Genomic DNA, 19,593 nt, shown 5'->3' with positions numbered 1-19,593 from the left:
AGGCGCGGTGAAGATCACTCTTGTTCGAACGCGAGTTTCTCCATTACCCTCACGTTTTCGCTGCAGCCTGAGGATGAGTAAATCATGACAACATGGGAGCCACGCAGCATCGAGTTTGTTTTAAACGATACGGCAATCTCGCTGGACCGTGTGCGTCCGACCGAGACCCTCCTCGATTTTCTCCGGCTGGGGCGGCGGCTGACGGGCACGAAGGAAGGCTGCGCGGAAGGCGATTGCGGCGCCTGTACCGTGCTCGTCGGGCGGCTCATCGAGGGCAAGCTGGTCTATGAAACCGTCAATGCCTGCATCCGCCTGGTGGGCTCGCTGCATGCGACCCATGTGGTGACGGTCGAGCATCTGGCTGCCAGGGATGGAACGCTGCACCCGGTGCAGCAGGCCATGGTCGATTGCCACGGCTCGCAATGCGGCTTCTGTACGCCGGGCTTCGTCATGTCCCTTTATGGGCTCTGGCTGACGACGGAAAAGCCGACCCGGGCGCAGATAGAAAAATCACTCCAGGGCAATCTCTGCCGTTGCACCGGCTATGAGCCGATCATCAAGGCAGCCGAACAGGTGAGCCAGATGCGGCCGAGCGCCCTTTTCGACCCGCTTGAGAAGGCGCGTGCCGAGATTGCCGCCCGCCTCGGGGCGCTGCAGGGCAACAGCACTATCTCCATGCGCTCTCCCGAGGGAGACCGCCTGTTCGTGCCGGGGTCCGTTTCCGAACTTGCGCATATCCTCACTGAGCATCCGGAAGCGACCATCGTCGCCGGTTCCACCGATGTGGGCCTCTGGATAACCAAGCAAATGCGCAGGCTCGACCCCGTCATCTTCATCAACCATCTCACCGAACTGCAGGAGATCAAGGCGGAAGCGACCGGCGTCCAGATCGGCGCGGGCGTCACCTATAATCGCGCTTTTGACGTGATTTCCAAAAAAATTCCGGCGCTTGCCCGTCTCATCGACCGCATCGGCGGCGAGCAGGTGCGCAACATGGGCACGACAGGCGGCAACATCGCCAACGGCTCGCCGATCGGGGACATGCCGCCGCCGCTGATCGCGCTCGGCGCGACAGTGACGCTGCGCTCGGCGGCAGGCACCCGCACGTTGCCGCTGGAGGATTTCTTCATCGGCTATGGCAAGCAGGATCGCAAACCCGGCGAATTTGTCGAAAGCGTCTTCGTCCCCTACCCTCCTGAAGGCAGCCGCTTTGCCGTCTACAAGATATCCAAACGCCGCGACGAAGATATTTCAGCGCTATGCGGCGCGTTCCATCTATCTCTTGACGCCAGAGGCAACGTCGCCGGCATCCGTATCGCCTTCGGTGGCATGGCCGGCACGCCGAAGCGCGCCCGCGCGGTGGAGGCGGAACTCATAGGCAAGCCGTGGACGGAGGCGACGGTGCTTGCCGCCCGACTCGCCTTCGAGGCCGATTACATGCCGCTGACCGATTGGCGCGCCACCGCGCAATACCGGCAGCTGGCAGCAAAAAACCTGCTTCTCCGCTTCTATCTGGAAACGTCAGGCGCGCCGCAGGAATTGAAGCGCTTTGCCGCTGCGGAGGGATGATCATGGACAAATCGGCCTTTGAGAAACGCGAATCCATAGACGGCCCCATGCATGCCTCGCAGCCCCACGATTCGGCGCATAAGCATGTCACGGGCGCGGCCGATTACATTGACGATCTACCGGAACCGGCGGGCCTTCTCCATGGCACCCTCGGCCTCTCCGACCGGGCGCATGCGGAGATCATCGCCATCGATCTTTCCGCTGTCACGGCCTATCCGGGCGTGGTTCGCGTTCTCACCGCCCGGGACATCCCCGGCGCCAACGACACCAGCTCCAGCGGCATGCATGACGAGCCGCTCCTTGCCGAAAGCAAAGTGGAATTCCACGGGCAGCCGATCTTCGCCGTGATCGCCGAAACGCGCGAGGCCGCCCGGCGCGCGGCGCGCCTCGCCAGGATCGACTATCGCGACTTGCCGCACTGGACCGACATCGACGGCGCGCTGGCGAATGGCTCTCCTCTCGTCTGCGAGCCGATGACGCTGAAACGCGGCGAGCCGGAAAGCGCGATGGCCGGCGCGAAGCACCGCATCAAGGCGCGGATGCGCATTGGCGGACAGGAGCATTTCTATCTCGAAAGCCAGATTGCGATGGCAATCCCCGGCGAGGATGAGGAGGTCACCGTCTGGTCCTCGACGCAGCATCCGAGCGAGATCCAGCACATCGTCGGCCATGTGCTGGGCGTTCCCTCCAATGCGGTCACCGTCAATGTCAGGCGCATGGGTGGCGGCTTCGGCGGCAAAGAGACGCAAGGGTCCCTGTTCGCCGCGCTTGCCGCTGTCGCCGCCAAGACGCTTGGCCGCGCCGTCAAGTTCCGCCCGGACCGCGACGAGGATATGGTGGCGACCGGCAAGCGCCATGATTTTCTCGTTGATTACGAGGTTGGCTTCGACGATGAGGGCCGCATCGAGGCGGTCGATGCGGCCTATGCCGCCCGCTGCGGCTTCTCTTCCGACCTATCGGGACCCGTCACCGACCGCGCGCTGTTCCATGCCGATTCCAGTTATTATTATCCCCACGTGCGTCTGGTTTCGAAGCCTCTCAAGACCCACACAGTCTCCAACACCGCCTTTCGCGGTTTCGGCGGCCCGCAGGGGATGCTCGGTGCCGAGCGGATGATCGAGGAGATCGCCTATGCGCGGGGCAAGGACACGCTCGATATCCGCCGCGCCAATTTTTATGGCCAGCCCGGATCGGGGCGAACCCTGACGCCATATCATCAGGAGGTGAGCGACAACATTATCCACCGCATCGTCGATGAGCTTGAGGAAAGCGCCGATTACCGGGCGCGCCGCGAGGCGATCGTGGAATTCAACCGCTCCAGCCGCGTCGTCCGCAAGGGCATCGCGCTGACGCCGGTCAAATTCGGCATTTCCTTCACCATGACGGCTCTCAACCAGGCCGGCGCCCTCGTGCACATCTATCAGGACGGTTCGATCCACTTGAACCATGGCGGCACCGAGATGGGTCAGGGCCTCTACACCAAGGTGGCGCAGGTGCTCGCCGACAGCTTTCAGGTCGATATCAACAGGGTGAAGATATCCGCGGCGACGACCGGCAAGGTGCCCAACACTTCCGCCACCGCCGCCTCATCGGGCTCGGACCTGAACGGCATGGCGGCCTTCGACGCTAGCAGGCAGATCAAGGAACGCCTCGTCGCCTTCGCCACGCGAAAGTGGGGCGTCAGCGCCGGGGAGGTGCAATTCCTGCCGAACCGCGTGCGCGTCGGCCATGATGAGGTTCTCTTCCCGGATTTCATCAGGCAGGCCTATCTCGCCCGTGTGCAGCTTTCAGCTGCCGGCTTCTACAAAACCCCGAAGATTCATTGGGACCGGAAGGCCGGGCGCGGCACGCCCTTTTATTATTTCGCCTATGGCGCGGCCTGTACGGAGGTGTCGGTCGATACGCTGACCGGCGAATATCTGGTCGACCGCACGGACATTCTTCATGACGTTGGCCGGTCGTTGAACCCGGCAATCGACACCGGTCAGGTAGAGGGCGGCTTCGTGCAAGGCATGGGCTGGCTGACGACCGAGGAACTCTGGTGGGATGCCGCGGGGCGGCTATGCACCCATGCCCCCTCCACCTACAAAATTCCGCTCGCCTCTGACCGGCCGAAGATCTTCAATGTGAAGCTGGCGGAATGGTCGCAGAATCTCGAGCCCACCATCGGCCGCTCCAAGGCTGTCGGCGAGCCGCCACTGATGCTGGCGATTTCGGTTCTGGAAGCCCTGTCCATGGCCGTCGCCAGCGTCGCGGACTATCGCGTCTGCCCGCGTCTGGATAGCCCCGCCACGCCGGAACGGGTGCTGATGGCGGTCGAGCGACTGAAGGGGATGGCTTGATGCCCGTAGTTTCCCTTCGCCATTTTCTCGCTGACCACCCCGATGCCGTTCTGATCGAGATCACAGCCGCCCAAGGCTCGACACCGCGGGAGGCCGGCGCGTTCATGCTCGTTGCAATGGACGGCTTCCTGGGCACCATCGGCGGCGGCCAGCTCGAATACCGCACCATGGAAAATGCCCGCAAGCTTATAAAGGGTGATGGCGGGGTAGAGGCCATGGATATCCCGCTCGGGCCCGAAATCGGCCAATGCTGCGGCGGGCGGGCGCAACTGCGCTTTCGAAAAGTCACGGATACGATCATCGAGGAGCTTCAAGCCCGGTGCCGCGCTGCGGAGGAGACCTTTGCGAAGGTGTATATCTTCGGCGGTGGCCATGTGGGCCGCGCGCTGGCGCTCGCCATGGCCCCTCTCCCCCTTTCGCTCACCTTGATCGAAACCCGCGAAGAGAAACTAGTCGGCTTGCCGGACCGTATAATCACCCGGCTCACCGCCATACCCGAGGCGCTGGTCGAAACGATCCCGCCGGCTGCCGCGCTCATCATCGTCACCCACGACCACGCCCTCGATTTCCTGATCGCCCGCGAAGCTTTGGCGCGGGACGATCTTGCCTATACAGGGATGATCGGCTCGCTCACCAAGCGCGCAAAATTCTCCAGCTGGCTGGCGCATGAGGGTGACGGGGACAAAAACTGGCTCTCCCGCCTGACGCTCCCCATCGGCGGCGGAGCCGTCAAGAACAAACGCCCGGAAGTCATCGCCGCGATGACGGTGGCGGAAGTTCTGACCGCCCTTGAAAATTATCGTTCAGAGCGGGGTACTTAGCCGGGAATTCCGTCGAAATAAAAATAATAAGGGGAACCTCCTTCATGTATGAATATGCGATCGCATGGGAATGGATGGCCTTTGCCGTCCGCTGGCTGCATGTGACGACCGCCATCGCCTGGATCGGCTCATCCTTCTATTTCATCGCGCTCGACCTGGGGCTCGTCAAACGGGCGCATCTGCCGCCTGGGGCCTATGGCGAGGAGTGGCAGGTGCATGGCGGCGGGTTCTACCACATCCAGAAATATCTGGTCGCGCCGCCGCAGCTGCCGGAGCATCTGACATGGTTCAAATGGGAAAGCTACGCCACTTGGCTGTCCGGCTTCGCCATGCTCTGCATCGTCTATTACGGCAGCGCGGATCTGTTTCTCATCGACCGTTCGGTGCTGGATCTCACTCAGGTTCAGGCCATTTTTCTGTCGCTCGCATCGCTCGCCATAGGCTGGCTGTTTTACGATTTCCTCTGCAAGTCACCGCTCGGCAACCACACATGGGGGCTGATGGCAGTGCTTTACGCCGCGCTGGTGGCGATGGCGTGGGGGTATACGCAGGTATTCTCCGGCCGCGCCGCCTTCCTGCATCTGGGCGCCTTCACCGCCACCATCATGTCGGCGAATGTGTTCCTGATCATCATTCCCAACCAGAAGATCGTCGTCGCCGACCTCATCGCGGGGCGGACGCCCGACCCGAAATACGGGCGCATCGCCAAGCAGCGCTCGCTGCACAACAATTATCTGACGCTGCCCGTCATCTTCTTCATGCTGTCGAACCACTATCCGCTGGCCTTCGCCACGCAGTTCAACTGGGTCATCGCGGCCATGGTTTTCCTGATGGGCGTCACCATCCGCCACTGGTTCAACACAATCCATGCCCGCAAAGGGGAGCCGACCTGGACATGGCTCGTGACGGCGATCCTTTTCATCATCATCATGTGGCTTTCCACCGTGCCCAAGGTGCTGACCGGCGAACAGCGGGAAAAGGCAGCCGCGCTCTCCCCCATCCAGCAGCGTTTTGCCGATGATGCCCACTTCGCCAACGCTCGCGATGTGGTCCAGACGCGCTGCGCCATGTGCCACGCCGCCGAACCGGTCTGGGAAGGGGTGCATTTCACGCCGAAATCGGTGAAACTGGAAACGGACGGCCAGATCGCCGCCCATGCCCGTGAAATATATCTGCAGGCAGGCCGTAGCCATGCCATGCCGCCGGGCAACGTCACCGGCATCACGCCGCAGGAGCGCGCGGTGCTCGTCGCCTGGTATGAATCCTCGGTCAACGAGCCGAAGAAGGAGAATGCGGATGCCGGACACTGACATCAATGCCCCCGGTATCTCGCGCCAGCAATTCGTCTCCCGTTTCGGCGGCGTCTTCGAGCACTCGCCCTTTATCGCGGAACGAGCCTATGCTGCCAGCCTCGTGACCGGCGCCCTCACCGCCAGCCATGTGCATGCGGCGCTCGTCGCCAGCTTCCGGGCGGCTAGCGATGAGGAACGTCTCGGTGTGCTGTGCGCCCATCCCGACCTGGCGGGGCGGCTGGCGATATCGGGCGAACTGACGCGGGACAGCCGGGAGGAACAGTCCGGCGCCGGCCTCGACCGCCTGAGCCCCACCGAGCATGCCCGCTTCACCGCGCTCAATACGGCCTATGTCGAAAAATTCGGCTTCCCCTTCATCATCGCGGTGAAGGGCCTCGATAGGGATGCCATCCTCGCCGCCTTCGAAAGGCGGATCGGCAACAGCCGCCACGAGGAATTTTCGACCGCGACGGCTGAGGTCGAAAAGATCGCGCGCTTACGCCTTTCTTCCATGCTTCCCTAAACCTGAACGATATATGGAGCCCAAATCCATGACCGGACTGACGACGCATGTTCTGGATACGGCCCTCGGAATTCCCGCCGAGGGGTTGCATATCGACCTCTATCGCCTGACGGGCGAGGCGCGGGAAAAGGTGAAGAGCGTCGTGACCAACAGCGACGGACGCATCGACGGCGGCCCGATCCTCTCCGGTGCGGATTTCCGCACGGGCGAGTACGAACTCGTCTTCCATGCCGGGCAATATCTGCGGCGCCAGGGATTTGCGATTTCCGAACCACCCTTTCTGGATGTGATCCCGATCCGCTTCGGCATTAGCGATGAGCAGGCGCACTATCACGTTCCCCTCCTGCTTTCGCCATTTGGCTACTCGACATATCGCGGAAGCTAAACAGCGGACCTGGTTGCGGAAAACTGCTGTATGAGGCATTCCAACACCCGGAAAGCATCGAGCGGTTCGATGCGTGCTGTACAACAGAAGTTACTCCCAGCGAGGATTTGTCCCTTGCCTAACCCGAAGGTACCCGTCGGCACCGTCTGCGCGCTCGGCCTCACCCAAATCATCGGATATGGTAGCCTCTATTACAGCTTCAGCATCCTGGCACCTGGAATAGCGGCCGATTTCGGCCTGACCCTGGCGCAGGTCTTTGCCGTCTTCTCCGTGTCGCTGTTCGCCGGCGGTTTGACAGCGCCCTACATCGGCAGGCAATTGGACCGCATCGGTGCTGCGACTGTGATGGCAATCGGCTCGGTCCTGTCTGCTCTGACCCTGATCCTCTGTGCTTGGTCGCCGTCTACGGCGATCTTTGCGCTCGCGATCGTCCTGCTGGAGATGTCATCCGGCATGGTCCAGTATCAGGCCGCTTTCGCTGCGCTGGTGGAAGCCGAGCCCCGGTCCGCCTCAAGAAGCATTACCTATCTCACGCTTATCGCCGGCTTTGCCTCCACGATTTTCTGGCCGATTTCGGCGACGTTGCTGAGCTATATGTCCTGGCGCGAAATTTATCTCGCCTATGCTGGGCTGAATCTTTTCGTCTGCCTGCCGCTGCACCTTTGGATCAGGCGGACTGGAAAGGCCGCCGTAGCTGGAGGACAAAAACCGCTGCGGGAGTCTGTTGCCGGCGCAATCCCGCCGGAGCGGCGGCGCGGTGCGGTCGTCATTGTGTCAGCTGTTTTTGCATTTCTGGGTTTCACCCTGACCTCGATGCTTGCGCATATGGTGCCGATGCTGGGTACGCTTGGTCTTGGAAGCGCCGCCGTCGTCATCGGTTCGCTATTCGGTCCGGCGCAGGTCTTAAGCCGCCTGATCAACATGATTTTCGGCACGCGGCTGGCTCCACCGGGCCTGGCTGTCATATCAGCGGCGCTCATGGTCTTCGGCATCGTTATTCTGGCGCTGTCCGGCGGTCAGCTTCCGGGGGCCGTCGCCTTCTCGCTTTGCCTCGGCCTCGGATCGGGCATCAACAGCATCGCACAGGGCAGCTTGCCTTTATATCTGTTCGGATCGGAGGGTTACGGCGCGCTCACCGGCAAAATGGCAGCGGCAAGGCTGGTTGCCGGTGCCGCCGCCCCCTTCGTCTTTGCGGCGGCGATGGAGCAGTTGGGCATAAGTGCTTCGCTCCTGGCGAACGCCGCCCTTGGCTCCATCGGCATCGTTGCCTTTGCCGCCGTCGCAGTGGCGGCGAAGCAAACCGCCGACACGTCAAATTGACTTCGAGAAAGCCGGGCGCAGGGCCTCAAGATCCGCTGGATGCAGATATTCCGTGTACAACGCGGGGAATGTATCAGGCGATGCGCTTTCCTTCCGGGTCCAGAACCTGCTCGCCGTCTTCCTTGAAGAAAGGTCCTTTGAACGTCTCCGGCAAAATATCGAGAACGAGTTCCGACGGACGCGCCAGCCTTGTGCCGAGCGGTGTCACGACAAATGGCCGGTTGATCAGGATCGGGGTGGCAATCATGGCGTCGAGCAACCGTTCATCAGTCAGTTCAGGATTATCGAGCCCGAGTTCGGCATAGGGTGTGCCCTTCTCACGGATCGCCTGCCGAACATTCAGCCCCGCGTCCGAAATCAGCTTCGCAAGCTGCTCGCGCGTCGGCGGTTCCTTGAGATATTCGATCACGGCCGGTTCAATGCCCGCCGCGCGGATCAGCGCTAACGTGTTACGGGACGTTCCGCAGGCCGGGTTGTGGTAGATCGTGACATCCATGCTCATTGCCTTTCGCTGATGATGGTTCGGGAAACGGCAGGGGCTACCACCGAAGAAAGCGGAGACCTGCGAAATATCCAATCGCAACGACTGCCAGGGTCGCGGCTGAATACCATATGGCCACAAACAAAGGGCTGTCGTCGGGACAGTTGGAGGCATAGAGGGTGGCCGCAATTCCGGCTGACGCCAGCGCGGCGATGGCGCCGGCCTGTCCCGGATTGTCCGGAGCCCCGTTTCTCATGGCCCGAAATAAAAACACGCCTGGAAAGAAAGACAGAAGCGGGATCACGATCAGGCAATGCACGGCATTGCTGCCGATGAGCCGGACGCCCCACAAACCGGATGGCGTAACAATCAACTCTACGATCACGGCTCCAAGCAGCAGGATCGGAACGAGAAGCAACAGCCAACGTCGGGCGGTCGCCCCTTGGCCCGGACGGACCATGGCGCTCAACAATGACGAAGCGATCGAAAAAAGCGAGAGCGTGACCAGGAATTTGAATGCAAATCGCCCAGTCTCGATAGCGTCCGCGACGTCAGGGCGAAATCCCAAAACGGCAAAAAACAGCACGCACGATGTCGCGGCTCCCATGACAAGAGCAAGCAAAAGCGCTTTCGAGACTTCGACCGGCGGTCGGGTGTCCTGCGCAATCAGATTGATCAGGTCGTCTGTTCTCACGCGACTTCTTTCCTGCTCGCAACAAAATAAGCGATTACACTCTGCCCATCCTGGTACCCAGGTCTCGCATCCGCAGACGGATTTCAACCTCTCGCTCGACATACTGCCATTCCTCGGTCGCGCGCAACCGGTTGAGCAACGTGTCGAACTGGGGCCTGGCGCTCAGATCATCCGTTTTCATTGGCTCGCTCCGAATAAAAAGCGGCCAACGCTTTCAAAGCCCGATGCAGCGAGACGCGAACCGCCACTTCGGTCATCTTCAATTGTTCCGCCGTTTGACGCACACTGACCCCTTCGATCGAAATTGACCGAACGATCGTGCGTTGCGGATCTTTCAATCGACCAAGAATCCGTTCTATATCGATACGGTCGGACACGCTGACACGTTCGTCACTTTCCAGTGAGGCGATAACGTCCTCCAGCGGCACATTGATATTGCGGCCTCGTCGCCGCAGGCTATCGATGAGCTTGTTGCGCACGATCGCCGAAATCCAGGGCCCCAATGGTCGCGCAATGTCCCATGTTCCCCGCTTTAGATGGATTGCCAGCAGCACTTCCTGCACCACGTCCTCAGCCTCGCTCGCCGGCGCGCCGAACTGTTCACACCGTTTGCGAGCCATTACCCGTATATACGGAGTGATTGCGTTCAACAGTTTATGATAGGCCTTACTGTCGCCCGCCATTGCGGAGCGCATCCAGGAGGCCCACTCTTCCTCGCGCGCCAGATTTTTCATCCGATACCGACCAATTCGTCGAAACACTCGACTTTGTTACACAACGTCATCCATTTATTGGCCTGTCCCGCTTTCGAGACATGAGATCGGCTATACCAGGGCATTGTACGGCTTTCGTTCTGCGCGTGGTTCCAAAAGGGTGAAAATGGGTTTGATCAGACCTTCGAGAAGATCCTTTTCCGGTCGTGTTCTTGCCAGGACCCGAATTCCCAGAAGTGTTCCGAGCAATGTGCGGGCCAAGTCGTCCGCAGCTTGATCGCGGCTGATCGTCTCGTCTGCCTGACCAGCCTCGATACAACGTCGAAAGAATGCTTCCACCTCCACAAGAACATGAGCGACAACGCGCTGGAACTCTGGATCGTGCGGCGCAACCTCCAGGGCGGAATTGACGAGCATACAGCCCCTTCGTTTTGCGTCGTTGAGTGACCTGTCGATAATTTCATCGAAAAACGCGCCGATAGCCTCACGCGGCGGTTTCTGTTCGAACCGGCCCACCCGATCCCCGAAGCTTCGCTCCACATAAAAGTCCAGGGCACGGCGATATACCGCTCGCTTGTCGCCAAACGCGTTGTAGACGCTTGCAGTGGTCAGCCCCATCGCCGTGGCGAGATCCCGGATTGAGGTTGCTTCGTATCCGTGTTCCCAAAACTGTTCCACGGCTTTTAGCAGGACCTTCTCCTCGTCGAATTCTCTTGGCCGGGCCATTGTCAGCCTCTCAAAAAATTAATCCCGCAGACACAATGGCCTCGAAATTCGTGGTGTATTTTAGAACAAGCGAGTTAAAACGCAACCGCACTGCGCTTACTGCCAGCTGGATGTCTGAGACGGTCGCATCGAGGCAAAAAATCAAAGCCTCCCTGTAACAAACCACTGCGGTGCACCCGTAATGGGTTTGTCAGACGACAAGCAGTGGACCCGATAGGTTCCCTGCCGACGTCCTTCGTCAGGGAGCACTTGGATGAAACGCGATGCTTACGGCCTCATGACCAGTACTGACAGCCACGAAGCGCAAAGGGCCTTCGAAAGCGCCGTTTTCGGTCTGGCAGCGCATCGCCCAAACGTCGGTACAGCACTCCAAACAACGCTCACTGCAGATCCGGATCACGTCGCTGGACATGCGCTAAAGGGCTTTGCGAACCTGATCCTCGCCAAGTCTGAACTTACGGCACCTGCCGCTGCCGCTTTCCAGGACGCGCGCGCCGCAATGGCGAGCAAGGACGGAGGCACCGGGGATGAGAGAATTCTTGTCAAAGCCCTGGATGCCGCGGTTAACGGCTCCTTCGCGCATGCTGCGGAACTTCTGGACCATGGCTTCGAGGATCGCAGTGCAGCCTTTCTTCCGTTCAAGATCTCGCATGCGCTGCGTTTCATGCTTGGTGATGCCGCGGGCATGCTGGGGGCGAGTACGCGGGCCGTTGATCGTCTGGGGTCTGGTACGCCGGCCGCCGGGTTTTTTCTTGGATGCCATGCCTTCTCGCTTGAAGAACACGGATATTACGACGAGGCGCTCGCTGCTGGACAGCGAGCTGTAAGCCTGCAGCCCGACGATTCCTGGGGCCTCCACGCCGTTTCGCATGTCTTCGAAATGCGCGGCGACACCGCCGAAGGGATCGACTGGCTGGAAAATAGCCGCAAGGCCTGGTCGCGCTGCAACAATTTCTCTTTCCACATGGCCTGGCATCTCGCTTTGCTGCATCTGGAACGCGGCGATCACGACCGCGTCCTGCAAATTTACGACGATGAAGTTCGCCCGCAACAGACCGACGATTTCCGTGACATGGCGAATGCCGTTTCGCTGCTGTGGCGAATGGAGCAATCGGGGATACATGTCGGCAGCCGCTGGATGGAGGCCGCCGAAGTCGCTTACCGCCGCCGGACAGATACGACGCTGATTTTCGCCGCTCTTCACAACCTCGCAGCAATGGTCGCCGTCGGCGACCGGCGCGGCGTGGAAGAACTCGTCGCCCAGATAGATGCAAAGGCAATGGGGACGGATGATCAGGCCCGCATCGCCGCGGAAATCGGCGCGCCGATGGCGCGCATTCTGGCGGGACTGGATGCGCCGGCTGACCGGCGCGTGCTTGAAAAAATGGTGGCGAACCTCCCGAAAATCGGTGGCAGCAACGCGCAGCGCGACTTTTTTGTCCTTGCGCTCGCCAAGGCGGTTGGCGGCGGCGGAGACAATGCCGGTGTGTCGCGCATTGGCCAGATTCGTCAACGTCTCAAAGCCGAAGACCGTCTCTTCAGATCCATTGAATACTCGTCCGGCATGGCCTTATCGGCCTGACTCCAAGAAGGAAAAACCTTGATGTCCATGATGGAAATGCAAAAAACCAGCGTCTTTCCCGAGATTCAGCCGGGCCTGGTACGCACGATCATATTTTCCGGGCTTGCGGCCGATATCACCTGGGAAATCTGGGCGCGCCTGATCACGCCGCTTCTGGTCGGTGGAGCGCTGGAACCGGCCGCTCTTGTCCAGTCGGTGTTCGGTTTCAACAACCGGCTGGCCGCCGAGGCCATTCATGCCATCGTAGGCATTGTCTTTTATCCGATCGGCTATCTGTTCATCGCCCGTCCACTGCAGCGGCTCATATTTCCAAAACTGCCGCTCCTCCTGACCGGTATCGGGTTCGGAATCGGTCTGTGGATATTCGCTCTTTATGTGATGGCGCATCTCTTCGGCGGGCAGCCGCCCTTCCTCGGTTTCATCCCGCTGACCTGGGCATCGCTTTTCGGACATATGCTTTTTGGCACCGTCGTTGCGTTCGTCGTTCGTACGATGGAACGCTAGCCCGTGGCCATGCGCGAAATCACCTCTGACCAGCGTGTCGCCGATATCCTCGCCAGGACACTTCACGCGCATGGCGTCCGGCATGCGTTCGGCGTGCCCGGCGGCGAGGTCGTCACGCTCATCGATGCGTTGCAGGCGGCGGGAATCGTCTTTCACCTCGCCCGTCACGAAACGTCGGCCGCCATCATGGCGGCGGGTGCCAGTACGATCAGCGGCAACCCCGAGCTGCTCGTGACGACCGTCGGTCCCGGCCTTGCAAACGCCGTGAACGGCATCGCCGACTCCTTTCAGGAGCGCATTCCCCTTATCGTCATATCCGGTATCGTCGATCGGGAGACACGCGCCCGCTACACGCATCAGGTGATCAACCATGCGCAACTACTGCGCCCTGTCGTGAAAGCATCGTTCGAAGTCGAGCCGGAAAGCGTTGCTTCGACCGTGGCGCGGGCTTTGGCGATCGCGACGGCGGAACCCATGGGGCCGGTGCATCTGGATCTCTCGCCGGCAGTGGCCGCGGCATCCAGCCCCGGCAAGACCGTGATCTTTCCGCCGGCGCAATTCGGCGCTGTGGCTTCGGTCACGGATCCCGCCGTTCGCTTCCTGGCAGAGCGAATCCGGACAGCCGAACGGCCGTTGATCCTGGCGGGTCTCGAAGCAGCGCGCAGCCGTGCCGGACCGGCATTGCAGCAACTGGCAGTGACGATTGGCGCTCCGGTGCTCACGACATATAAAGCGAAGGGCATCTTCCCAGAGGATCACCCGTTGTCGCTGGGGGGAGCCGGCCTGTCGCCGCTCGCCGACCGGGTTCTGCTTCCCCTCGTTCAAGCTGCGGATCTCGTGCTTATGGTTGGCTATGACCCGATCGAGATGCGCCTTGGCTGGCTGGATTTCGTTGCGGACCGCGACAAGCTGGTGGATATCACCAGAGCGGTGTCCGATCACGGCATGCACCATGCCGGCGCCCGAATTTCCGTCGATCCCAAGACCTTGCTGCAGGCGCTGAACGGCGCGGTGACCGAGCGCAGAAGCTGGATCGGAGCAGAGCCTGCCAAGGCGAAAATGGAGCTCGATAACATCTTCTCGACCAGGACTGCGTGGGGGCCTCATGCGATCATCGACCACCTGCACCGGACGGCAGGCGATGACAGCCTGGTCACCGTAGACAGCGGGGCTCACCGCATTCTGCTATCGCAGAAATGGCTCGCTGCAAAACCGCTGTCGCTGCTCCAATCCGCGGGGTTCTGCACCATGAATGCCGCGCTGCCCCTCGCAATCGGCGCCCAGGTCGCCGATCCGTCCAGGCGGGTATTTGCGGTGATGGGCGACGGTGGCCTCGAAATGGGAATCGGCGAACTTGCGACCGTTCGCGATCTCGCTCTGCCGCTGACGATCGTGCTGTTTCAGGATCGCAGCCTTGCGCTGATCGCCATGAAGCAGGCATCCGCCGGCTTGCCTCCGGCTGGCGTCACGCTCGGTGAAACGGATTTTGCCGCTGTCGCGCGAGGGTTCGGCGGTTACGGTGTGAATGTGGGGAATGAGGATGAATTTCGTAACGAGCTTGAAGCAGCCGATAAACGCAAAGGCTTCAGTCTCATCGCCTGCAGGTTTGACGCAAGCGCATACGACGGCGCCTTCTGAACCTGCCCAGCCGGCCGTTCACAGGATAAAGCGTCCGCGGGATCCGCGCCTTGATTTCTTTCGTGGCGTCGGCATGCTCATCATCCTGCTCGCTCATATCCCCAACAATAACTGGGCGCTCTGTATCCCGGCCCGCTTCGGCTTTTCAGACGCGACCGAGATGTTCGTCTTCCAATCAGGGATGGCTTCCGCCGTCGCTTTCGGATCGACTTTCGACCGCAACGGTCCGGTCGCCCTCATAGCACGCGTGGCGCAACGCATCTGGCAGATCTTCTGGGCTCATATCGCCGTCTTTATTACCGTCACAGCCATCATGATCGTCGCGGGGACACGATATGATGGCGTCACCTACGTCGAAAGCCTGAACCTCGCGCCGTTCATCCAGAACCCGGGCCATCTGCTGGTCGGTCTGCTGACCTTGACCTACGTGCCGAACTATTTCGACATTCTGCCGATGTATATCGTCATTCTGGCATTGATGCCGGCGATGATCCTTGCGTCAAAAATCCATCGCTTCCTGCCGTTTGCCATGATGGTTGCCTTGTGGCTGGCAACTCAGTTCGACCTAACCGGCCTGCCGGCGGAGTCCTGGTCGGACCGCCGATGGTTCTTTAACCCCTTCGGATGGCAGTTGCTGTTCTTCACCGGTTTCTTCCTGATGCGCGGCAACCTTCCGGCCCCCGGCTTCGATCCTAGGTTGATGGCGTTTGCGGTTGTCGTTGTGATCCTGACCGTGCCGTTTGCTTGGGTACGGTTCCAAGAAGCCTATCCAGCCTTCCAAATGGCCGCCAACACGCTTTTTCCCCTCACTGACAAGACCGATTTCGGCCTTCTGCGCTTCGTCCACTTCATGGCGCTTTGCTACATCGCCGTGCATCTCGTCGGTGAAAAGGGGGCGCGGTTGCGCGGACCCATGGTGCGTGTCCTGACCGTGATCGGCCAACAGTCGCTCGCGGTGTTCATCACCGGGATGGTGATCGCCCAGCCGATAGGCATCGCGCTCGATCACGCAGGGCGAACCACCTTGGCGGAAGCCGTCGGCAACCTGTTCGGCTTTGCCACACTCATCGGCGCCGCCTATCTGGTGCGCTGGTTCAAAAGCTCACCGTGGAAATCGTAAGGCACTCATGTCCGACCATCAGAAACCGGCAAGCCTCGAAGGGCTGCGCATCCTCGATCTCTCCCGCATCCTCGCAGGGCCGACTGCGACCCAGCTTCTCGCCGATCTCGGAGCCGATGTCATCAAGGTCGAGCGACCGGGACCCGGCGATGATACGCGCAGCTGGGGGCCCCCCTTCGTGCCGAACCCCGATGGAAGCGATAGCGATCTCAGCGCCTATTTTCTCGCAGCCAATCGCAACAAGAGATCCATCGCCATCGATCTTGCGAACGATGACGGCGTCGCTCTCGTCAAGAGGCTGGTGGCTATATCGGACGTCGTCGTCGAAAACTACAAGCCGGGCGATCTCGCGCGGCGCGGACTGGGCTATGAGGATATCCGCAAGATCAAGCCCGATATCGTCTGGTGCGCGATTTCCGGTTTTGGCCAGACAGGCCCCTACTCCGAGCGAACTGGCTACGATTTCCTCATCCAGGCGATGGGAGGTATCATGAGCATCACCGGCGAAAGCGATACGGCCGGTGGCCGGCCCCTCAAGGTCGGCCTGGGGATTGCGGACGTGATGTGCGGCATGTATGCGACCGTCGGCATCCTCGCCGCCCTTCGCCATCGCGACCGCACCGGCGAAGGCCAGTATATCGACCTGGCGCTTTATGACACGCAAGTTGCCTGGCTCATCAATGCTGCAACGAACCACCTGGTTTCGGGAAAGGTGCCCGGACGGATCAGCAACCGGCATCCGAACATCGCTCCCTACCAGACCTTTACAACGGCTGCTGGCGACATCGCTATCGCAGTCGGAAACGATCAGCAGTTCGCCCGATTCAGCGCGGCGATCGGCCTTCCTGATTTGGCCGACGACGAGCGGTTTCGCCGCAACCGGGATCGGGTGACGAATGTCGATGCACTGGACCGGCTCGTGACCGAGGCTCTGCAAGCCGACACCGCCGAAAACTGGGAGCAGCGTCTTGTCCATGCCGAAATCCCTGCAGGCCGGGTCGCCACGATCGATCAGGTCGTGGCCAATCCGCATACGCTGGCGCGTGAAATGATCATGCCCATGGAAACAGTGGACGGACAAACCGTCCGCCTGCTCGGCAACCCGCTGAAGATGTCCGCAACTCCGGTTCGCTTCGATCGGGCGCCGCCGCATGTCGATCAGGATAAGGAAGCCATCCTTCGCGAGCTCACGATGCTCGAAGCTGCCCGGACTTGATTGGGCCGCCATCGGGACTTATGGATCAGGTTGTACCCTGACCTTACCCCAGTTTGCGTCGGCCTTTTTGATATACCCGCTGACGTCCTGCTTCCACGTCTTGAGGACGCTGTCGTTGTAGTTGAGGTAGAGCTTGTTATCGACCACGGTAAAAGCTTGGGGCTCTGTCGACGCCTTGTAACCTTGCGCCGCTCCAAAGGCGCAATAGCCGCCATACTGCGGAGCAAAATGTCCGGGATTGGCGGAGAATGCATCGCGATGTGCGGCGGATACAAAGCGGAACGTCGCTCCTTGATAGGTTGCCGAATATTTGTCCGATCCTTTCACCGGCTTGTGGTCGGTGAAATAGGCAACAGGATCATAACCGTTGATGGCCACGCCATTGGTCGTAAAAATCTCGGCGGCAAAGGCGGTAGAGACCGAGGAAAGCGTAAGAGCAACGACAAACGGCAGAATGGACCGTGATGAGATCACCATGGAGTTATCCTTATGGAGTTATCCTTTTGCTGGACGAAAAAACGCCGCCTTTTTTTCGTCACGATGCGCCCAGGCTACCATCATGCTCAGAGCGAAGAGCACCATTGCGGGAACGGGCGAGCCCGGAAGCACGAAGAGATGGGTCAAGGTGGCGCCGATCATGATCGCGGCGAGCAGAAGCGCGCCGAGCGAGGCCACAGCCGGGACGAATAGCGCGGCTGCGCCGATCAGCTCGAGTGTTCCGGTGAAATACCGAAACCACTGCCCGAGCCCGATCTGCTCGAAGTTCTGAACGAGCATCGGCACGCCGTAGAGGTTGGCGCAGCCGGCGGCGATGAAGACCGCGGCAAGGAGAAGCTTGACGGTCCACAGTCCGATTTGACGCCACCGCGGCGGCGCCTCATTCTTTATCGTCGGGCTGTCTGAATTCTGCATGGTAAACTCCCTCATATGGAACAATCAATTCTACGACTGCGTGCGCCTGCCCGAACAATGGGTTCATTGCGAACACATCGAGAGCGCCGCCTTCCCTTCCAGTTCCCGGATTTTGCGATCTTTCTCGGAAGCTTCCCTGATCATCTGCTCCATGCGGGCGTCAGGCGCACGCGAGATCTCCCAGAAGGCCACGGTGAAAATCACAGGTACGGTGGCGGCATCTTTATCGTCGGTAGCGACCAAGTGATCTGACCGCTGCGATGCGACATGGCCCCAAAGCTTCAGTAAGCAATCGGCGCCGGCATCGCAGCGAACGAAGGCTTCCACTGCTGCTTCGCGTCGAACAACGGCGCGGCGAAACGCCGTGCTTTCGACGTGCGCGCGAAACGTGGATCCATCGATGACATGGGGAAGCATCGCAACACTCGACACGGTCTCGAATACAATGCCGGGGCGTATCCGGGAATAATCGATCGCCAACTCCCGCTGCGCCTCAACCAGATGAGCAATGCTCGGAGTGATCGTCTGCCCCCACACGGCCGCGCCTTCTCCGAAATGATGAACGCCAGCATGGCCGATGGTTGGGCACGTGATTGATTGCAGCATGAGGGTGCTCCCTTGTAATCGTCTCTTGCTGCCTACCAATTCGTAGAAATGCAGGCCCTTGTTACAAAGGATCTTCGTTTATTTTGCAGCCCGGTTCATTTGGGAAAGCCCACCGCTGGCCGTCGAATGATATCGATGCCCGTCAACTCGGCTGAAAGTCGCCACAGTCGTTCAGCATGCTCGGGATCAGCCGCATACGGTCGGACGCCAACAAACGAAGGAACATCGCCGTCATCGACCGGTGCAACCTCGCAGTCTTCGCAATAGACGCCTCCACGATCATTAAGCAGTTCCGATGTGGCTGCCCAAACATGAGTAGCAGCACCCTGAGCCGGCGATTTAAACGTGGGGTCAGCGGGGCGCCCTTGCTCATCAAGCCAGCCCGCCTGCGTCATTTCAGCTTGAGAGAGATAACGCTGGAGGGGGGTGAATATCTTTCCAGGATGAACGGAATATGCCTGGATTCCTCTCTTTTCACCCAGCCGATTCAAATGAACAGCAAATAGGGCGTTCGCCGTCTTGGATTGTCCGTATGCTATCCATTTATCGTAGCCAGTATTGAAGGAAATGTCTTGCCATCGGATATCAGAATGGTGATGGCCCGCTGACGATACGGAGACTATACGCCCCGAATTTTTAATGACACCCCATAGCTTGTTTACCAGAACAAAATGTCCCAAATGATTTACAGCAAACTGAGATTCCCAGCCTTTGCCGACGTATCGTTCAGGAGTTGCCATTATTCCAGCATTGTTAATAATTATATCGATTGAACCGAGCTGAATAATCTTCTCACAAAACGAGTCCGGTCCTGGACTTCAGTGGTTATTTAAACATGTAAGCTTAACCACCTATTCGAAAATTATAATTCCATGGATTGATTAATTAGTCCGCTGGAATCTTAAATGCAGCATTGTTTATTGAATAATAAGGGGAGCGATCAATATGACTGCAGGTCTTAACGCCGAACCGCGTCTATCTTATATTATTGAGCTTCTTCGGGAGCTGTTTCAACTCACGGACAAAACCAAATTCCGGGTTCTGGCCTATATTCGTAAGCATCCGGCCTGGGCCGTGGCTGCTTTCGGCGCTTCGGGCTTTGGGTTGCGGAGGCTGTCGATAATTTAGTTAAATTTGCAAGCTTAACCA

The 19,593-nt window shown here is 59.7% G+C and carries 19 protein-coding genes and 1 pseudogene; 12 read left to right on the top strand and 8 right to left on the bottom strand.

Going from position 1 to position 19,593, the window contains the following annotated elements; genetic code table 11:
- Positions 1 to 84: 84 nt before the first annotated feature.
- The 7 genes from xdhA (at position 85) to arsK (ending at position 8,252) form a co-directional block, all read left to right on the top strand.
- Positions 85 to 1,569 carry a xanthine dehydrogenase small subunit gene (gene xdhA / locus C7477_RS12240; protein WP_110752500.1) on the top strand — a complete coding sequence of 495 codons (1,485 nt, stop codon included), beginning with the start codon at positions 85 to 87 and terminating at the stop codon, positions 1,567 to 1,569.
- A 2-nt stretch (positions 1,570 to 1,571) separates the two neighbouring features.
- On the top strand, positions 1,572 to 3,911 hold the full coding sequence (xdhB, locus tag C7477_RS12235; RefSeq protein ID WP_110752652.1) for a xanthine dehydrogenase molybdopterin binding subunit: 2,340 nt from the start codon (positions 1,572 to 1,574) through the stop codon (positions 3,909 to 3,911).
- A complete protein-coding gene (gene xdhC, locus C7477_RS12230; RefSeq protein ID WP_110752498.1) occupies positions 3,911 to 4,732 on the top strand; it encodes a xanthine dehydrogenase accessory protein XdhC in 822 nt (273 codons plus the stop codon). Before xdhB ends, xdhC begins: the two co-directional genes overlap by 1 nt.
- Positions 4,733 to 4,776: 44 nt before the next feature.
- A complete protein-coding gene (gene puuD, locus C7477_RS12225) occupies positions 4,777 to 6,042 on the top strand; it encodes a urate hydroxylase PuuD (RefSeq protein WP_110752495.1) in 1,266 nt (421 codons plus the stop codon).
- Positions 6,029 to 6,547, top strand: coding sequence for a 2-oxo-4-hydroxy-4-carboxy-5-ureidoimidazoline decarboxylase (gene uraD, locus C7477_RS12220; RefSeq protein ID WP_110752493.1), 519 nt, complete (start codon positions 6,029 to 6,031; stop codon positions 6,545 to 6,547). The genes puuD and uraD overlap by 14 nt, the downstream gene beginning before the upstream one ends.
- A 28-nt stretch (positions 6,548 to 6,575) precedes the next feature.
- Positions 6,576 to 6,932 (top strand): hydroxyisourate hydrolase, encoded by a 357-nt coding sequence (gene uraH, locus C7477_RS12215; protein WP_110752650.1) that lies wholly within the window; start codon positions 6,576 to 6,578, stop codon positions 6,930 to 6,932.
- 69 nt (positions 6,933 to 7,001) lie between these two features.
- Complete coding sequence (gene arsK, locus C7477_RS12210; protein WP_110752648.1) at positions 7,002 to 8,252, top strand: arsenite efflux MFS transporter ArsK; 1,251 nt, start codon at positions 7,002 to 7,004, stop codon at positions 8,250 to 8,252.
- Between the two features lie 73 nt (positions 8,253 to 8,325).
- Here arsK and arsC read toward each other — a convergent pair whose 3' ends face one another.
- The 4 genes from arsC to C7477_RS12185 form a co-directional block, all read right to left on the bottom strand.
- Positions 8,326 to 8,754, bottom strand: a complete 429-nt coding sequence (gene arsC, locus C7477_RS12200) for an arsenate reductase (glutaredoxin) (RefSeq protein ID WP_181418407.1) — start codon at positions 8,752 to 8,754, stop codon at positions 8,326 to 8,328.
- Between the two features lie 37 nt (positions 8,755 to 8,791).
- Complete coding sequence (locus tag C7477_RS12195) at positions 8,792 to 9,427, bottom strand: NrsF family protein (RefSeq protein WP_110752489.1); 636 nt, start codon at positions 9,425 to 9,427, stop codon at positions 8,792 to 8,794.
- 167 nt (positions 9,428 to 9,594) lie between these two features.
- Positions 9,595 to 10,161: a sigma-70 family RNA polymerase sigma factor gene (locus tag C7477_RS12190; protein ID WP_110752487.1), complete on the bottom strand. Its 567-nt coding sequence runs from the start codon at positions 10,159 to 10,161 to the stop codon at positions 9,595 to 9,597.
- Positions 10,162 to 10,251: 90 nt separating this feature from the next.
- Positions 10,252 to 10,866, bottom strand: a complete 615-nt coding sequence (locus C7477_RS12185) for a TetR/AcrR family transcriptional regulator (RefSeq protein ID WP_110752485.1) — start codon at positions 10,864 to 10,866, stop codon at positions 10,252 to 10,254.
- Between the two features lie 253 nt (positions 10,867 to 11,119).
- Between C7477_RS12185 and C7477_RS12180 the strand changes: the two genes are divergently transcribed.
- Genes C7477_RS12180 through C7477_RS12160 form a run of 5 tightly spaced genes read left to right on the top strand, consistent with a single transcriptional unit; the run spans position 11,120 to position 16,926 of the window.
- Positions 11,120 to 12,448: a tetratricopeptide repeat protein gene (locus C7477_RS12180; RefSeq protein ID WP_110752483.1), complete on the top strand. Its 1,329-nt coding sequence runs from the start codon at positions 11,120 to 11,122 to the stop codon at positions 12,446 to 12,448.
- A gap of 21 nt (positions 12,449 to 12,469) precedes the next feature.
- Positions 12,470 to 12,952: a hypothetical protein gene (locus C7477_RS12175; protein WP_110752481.1), complete on the top strand. Its 483-nt coding sequence runs from the start codon at positions 12,470 to 12,472 to the stop codon at positions 12,950 to 12,952.
- Positions 12,953 to 12,961: 9 nt separating this feature from the next.
- Positions 12,962 to 14,590, top strand: a complete 1,629-nt coding sequence (locus C7477_RS12170) for a thiamine pyrophosphate-binding protein (RefSeq protein WP_110752479.1) — start codon at positions 12,962 to 12,964, stop codon at positions 14,588 to 14,590.
- Positions 14,559 to 15,710, top strand: a complete 1,152-nt coding sequence (locus C7477_RS12165) for an OpgC family protein (protein WP_281032541.1) — start codon at positions 14,559 to 14,561, stop codon at positions 15,708 to 15,710. The genes C7477_RS12170 and C7477_RS12165 overlap by 32 nt, the downstream gene beginning before the upstream one ends.
- 7 nt (positions 15,711 to 15,717) lie before the next feature.
- Positions 15,718 to 16,926: a CaiB/BaiF CoA transferase family protein gene (locus C7477_RS12160; RefSeq protein ID WP_110752475.1), complete on the top strand. Its 1,209-nt coding sequence runs from the start codon at positions 15,718 to 15,720 to the stop codon at positions 16,924 to 16,926.
- An 18-nt stretch (positions 16,927 to 16,944) separates the two neighbouring features.
- Here the strand turns inward: C7477_RS12160 and C7477_RS12155 are convergent, their stop codons facing one another.
- The 4 genes and pseudogenes from C7477_RS12155 to C7477_RS12140 form a co-directional block, all read right to left on the bottom strand.
- Positions 16,945 to 17,403 carry a YHS domain-containing (seleno)protein gene (locus tag C7477_RS12155; protein WP_110752472.1) on the bottom strand — a complete coding sequence of 153 codons (459 nt, stop codon included), beginning with the start codon at positions 17,401 to 17,403 and terminating at the stop codon, positions 16,945 to 16,947.
- Positions 17,404 to 17,421: 18 nt separating this feature from the next.
- Positions 17,422 to 17,838 carry a DoxX family protein gene (locus C7477_RS12150; RefSeq protein ID WP_110752469.1) on the bottom strand — a complete coding sequence of 139 codons (417 nt, stop codon included), beginning with the start codon at positions 17,836 to 17,838 and terminating at the stop codon, positions 17,422 to 17,424.
- Between the two features lie 63 nt (positions 17,839 to 17,901).
- Positions 17,902 to 18,444 carry a hypothetical protein gene (locus C7477_RS12145; protein WP_110752467.1) on the bottom strand — a complete coding sequence of 181 codons (543 nt, stop codon included), beginning with the start codon at positions 18,442 to 18,444 and terminating at the stop codon, positions 17,902 to 17,904.
- 95 nt (positions 18,445 to 18,539) lie between these two features.
- Positions 18,540 to 19,244: pseudogene (locus C7477_RS12140) on the bottom strand (SDR family NAD(P)-dependent oxidoreductase); the annotation flags it as partial.
- Positions 19,245 to 19,593: the final 349 nt, after the last annotated feature.

The organism is Paramesorhizobium leguminum (assembly GCF_003217235.1).
GTDB classification, from domain to species: Bacteria; Pseudomonadota; Alphaproteobacteria; order Rhizobiales; family Rhizobiaceae; genus Paramesorhizobium; species Paramesorhizobium leguminum.
This window is presented reverse-complemented; position numbering and strand designations above follow the sequence as displayed.

Excerpts from the sequence above, each read along its gene's own strand:
- xdhA (WP_110752500.1), top strand. The coding sequence starts at position 85 with ATGACAACATGGGAGCCACGCAGCATCGAGTTTGTTTTAAACGATACG.
- xdhB (WP_110752652.1), top strand. The coding sequence starts at position 1,572 with ATGGACAAATCGGCCTTTGAGAAACGCGAATCCATAGACGGCCCCATG.
- xdhC (WP_110752498.1), top strand. The coding sequence starts at position 3,911 with ATGCCCGTAGTTTCCCTTCGCCATTTTCTCGCTGACCACCCCGATGCC.
- puuD (WP_110752495.1), top strand. The coding sequence starts at position 4,777 with ATGTATGAATATGCGATCGCATGGGAATGGATGGCCTTTGCCGTCCGC.
- uraD (WP_110752493.1), top strand. The coding sequence starts at position 6,029 with ATGCCGGACACTGACATCAATGCCCCCGGTATCTCGCGCCAGCAATTC.
- uraH (WP_110752650.1), top strand. The coding sequence starts at position 6,576 with ATGACCGGACTGACGACGCATGTTCTGGATACGGCCCTCGGAATTCCC.
- arsK (WP_110752648.1), top strand. The coding sequence starts at position 7,002 with ATGCGTGCTGTACAACAGAAGTTACTCCCAGCGAGGATTTGTCCCTTG.
- arsC (WP_181418407.1), bottom strand. The coding sequence starts at position 8,754 with ATGAGCATGGATGTCACGATCTACCACAACCCGGCCTGCGGAACGTCC.
- C7477_RS12190 (WP_110752487.1), bottom strand. The coding sequence starts at position 10,161 with ATGAAAAATCTGGCGCGCGAGGAAGAGTGGGCCTCCTGGATGCGCTCC.
- C7477_RS12185 (WP_110752485.1), bottom strand. The coding sequence starts at position 10,866 with ATGGCCCGGCCAAGAGAATTCGACGAGGAGAAGGTCCTGCTAAAAGCC.
- C7477_RS12180 (WP_110752483.1), top strand. The coding sequence starts at position 11,120 with ATGAAACGCGATGCTTACGGCCTCATGACCAGTACTGACAGCCACGAA.
- C7477_RS12175 (WP_110752481.1), top strand. The coding sequence starts at position 12,470 with ATGTCCATGATGGAAATGCAAAAAACCAGCGTCTTTCCCGAGATTCAG.
- C7477_RS12170 (WP_110752479.1), top strand. The coding sequence starts at position 12,962 with ATGCGCGAAATCACCTCTGACCAGCGTGTCGCCGATATCCTCGCCAGG.
- C7477_RS12160 (WP_110752475.1), top strand. The coding sequence starts at position 15,718 with ATGTCCGACCATCAGAAACCGGCAAGCCTCGAAGGGCTGCGCATCCTC.
- C7477_RS12155 (WP_110752472.1), bottom strand. The coding sequence starts at position 17,403 with ATGGTGATCTCATCACGGTCCATTCTGCCGTTTGTCGTTGCTCTTACG.
- C7477_RS12150 (WP_110752469.1), bottom strand. The coding sequence starts at position 17,838 with ATGCAGAATTCAGACAGCCCGACGATAAAGAATGAGGCGCCGCCGCGG.
- C7477_RS12145 (WP_110752467.1), bottom strand. The coding sequence starts at position 18,444 with ATGCTGCAATCAATCACGTGCCCAACCATCGGCCATGCTGGCGTTCAT.